Raw genomic sequence first — 2,644 nt, forward strand, 5'->3', positions numbered from 1 at the left:
GGGGGGGGGGGCCGGGGGCCCCGGCCCGGACACCGGCGCCCCCCAGCCGATACCGGACCCCGCCGAGCTCCCGGGCGACGACTCGTACTACACGGATCTCCCGCAGCTGAAGTCCCCGGCCGGAGGCAAGGCCGAGTCCGCCATTCCGGCGACCGTCCTCGACGCCTACAAGAAGGCCGAGGCGACCCTGCGCCAGACCAGGTCCGGCTGCAACCTGCCCTGGCAACTCCTCGCCGCCATCGGTCAGGTGGAGTCCGGCCAGGCCCGCGGCGGCAAGGTCGACAGTTCGGGCACCACCCCCCTGGACAAGCCGATCCTCGGCCCGCCGCTGAACGGCAAGGGCTTCGCACACATCAGCGACACCGACAACGGCGCCTTCGACAACGACACGAAGTACGACCGTGCCGTCGGTCCCATGCAGTTCATCCCCTCGACCTGGGCCTGGGCCGGCAAGGACGGCAACGAGGACGGGAAGAAGGATCCCAACAACGTCTACGACGCGGCGCTGGCGGCCGGGTACTACCTGTGCCGCTACGACTGGGACCTCTCCGACAAGGCGGACCTCGAGCGGGCGATCCTCAGCTACAACAACTCGCGTGAGTACCTGAACACCGTGCTGCGGTGGATGGAGACCTTCCGCGACGGCGTCCAGGAGATCCCGGACGGCACGGGCAGCGTGCCGGTCCACCGCAACGACGACCCGCTCCTCGTCGTGCCCAACTCGCCGTCCGCCCCGCCCTCCTCGATCCCGGGCGGCGGCTCGGACGCCGGTGGCGGCAACGGCGGCGGCAACGGAAGCGGTACGCCCGGCGGCGGCTCGACCACACCGCCCACCCCTCCGCCGACCACGCCGCCCGCCCCGGGCGAGCCGGCGACGCCCAACGACCGCGTGCACCACCTGGAGCACGCCACCGGCGACTCCCTGAGCACGATGGCGGGAACCACCTTCGGCGAGGACGTCGCGGCCCGGGCGGAGACCTCCGCGGGCGTCGGCGTCGGCAAGGTGCGGATCAGGTTCACCATCGTCGGCGACACCGACACGGTGTTCACGGGCGGCGAGGACGTCGCCACCGTGCAGACCGACAGCCGCGGCGTCGCGACCACGCCCGCGCTGGTGGCCGGGGAGCGCACCGGAGCGTTCACGGTCCGCGCCACCGTCGTCGGCCGCGACCTCACGGCCGTCGAGTGGGACGCGGCGGTCACCGTCCGCACGGCGGACAGGATCGCCCTGGCCGAGGGCGCGCCGCTGGTCTGCGCGGTGGGCGGGAAGTGGGACGAGGCGGCGCTCACCTTCTCCGCCACCCGCGGCGGCGCCCCCGCCGCGAAGGTCGGAGCCACCGTCACTCTGGTGAAGGCGGCGGACGACCTCACCGAGAACGACAAGGGCCCCCACTTCGAGGACGCGGACGGCGAGGCGGTGCGCACGCTTCAGCTCACCACCGACGCCGACGGCGTGCTGAAACTGCCGACGCTGTTCGCGGGCGACGCGGCCGGCACCTACCTGCTGCTCGTCGAGACGCCCGGCGGCGGCAAGGAGACGGTGGAGCTCACGGTCGAGGCGGCCGGGGACAGCTCCGCGGGCGAGGACGCCGGCACGGCCTGACCGTCCCTCCCCTCAGGCGCCGACGCCGGGGCCGCCCCACCGGGCGACCCCGGCGTGTTCCGTTCCTGGGGGCCTGTGCCCGGGGATTCAGCGGCGGAGGCGGGCGTTGGTGTGCCGGGTGGGGGTCGCCGAGGAAGGGTCCTCGGGCCACGGGTGCTTCGGGTAGCGCCCGCGCAGTTCCGCCCGCACACCTCGGTACCCGTCCCGCCAGAACGACGCCAGGTCCGCCGTGACCGCCGCGGGACGCCCGGCCGGCGACAGCAGGTGCACCAGGACCGGCGCCCCCGCCACCGTCGGGGACTCGGCGAGGCCGAACATCTCCTGCAGCTTCACCGCCAGCACCGGCTGCCGCGGGTCGCCGTAGTCGACGCGGACGCGGGAGCCCGACGGCACCTCCAGCCGCTCCGGCGCCAGCTCGTCCAGCCGCGCCGCCTCGCCCGACGCCCAGGGCAGCAGCCGGGAGAGCCCCTGCCCCGCCTCGATCCGGGACAGGTCGGCGCGGCGCCGGGCCCGCCCCAGCTCCGGCTCCAGCCACTCGTCGGCCCGCTCCAGCAGAGCCTCGTCCGACACCTCGGGCCAAGGGTCGCCCAGGCGACCGCGCAGGAACGCCAGCCGCTGCCGCAGCACCCGGGCGTCCGGCGACCAGCGCAGCAGGCCGAGCCCCTCCGCACGCAGCCCCTCCAGCAGCGCCGCGCGGATCCGCTCCGGGGCGGCGTCCCGCAGCGGCCGGACCACCAGCTCGACGGCGCCGAGCCGCTCCACCCGGCGGGCCACCACGTCACCGTCCGCCCAGCGGACCTCCTCGCCCTGCGCGTGCAGCGGCGCCGCCGCGCGGCGGGCGGTGTCCTCGTCGACCACCGCGGCCAGCCGGATGCGGGCGTGGCCCTTGCCCACCGGGCGGTCGGCCACCGCCACGGCCAGCCAGGACCCGTCCCCGAGCGGCGAGCCCTCCGGGAGCCGGGCCCGCGTGCCGCCGGCCATCAGGCAGGACCCGCCCTCCACCCGGCCCACCCGCTCCGGGAACGCCAGCGCAGCCACCAC

2 protein-coding genes are annotated in these 2,644 nt (G+C 75.7%); one reads left to right on the forward strand and one right to left on the reverse strand.

Features of this window, described 5'->3' with window-relative positions:
- Positions 1 to 1,603 (forward strand): lytic transglycosylase domain-containing protein (locus ACOV8S_RS11940; RefSeq protein ID WP_448317749.1); only part of this gene is annotated, 1,603 nt, incomplete at its 5' end.
- An 87-nt stretch (positions 1,604 to 1,690) separates the two neighbouring features.
- On the opposite strand, the gene ACOV8S_RS11945 is transcribed toward ACOV8S_RS11940, so the two are convergent.
- The coding region (locus ACOV8S_RS11945) for an ATP-dependent helicase C-terminal domain-containing protein (RefSeq protein ID WP_448317750.1) at positions 1,691 to 2,644 on the reverse strand (954 nt) is incomplete at its 5' end.

This window comes from Streptomyces sp. CO7, from assembly GCF_053474865.1.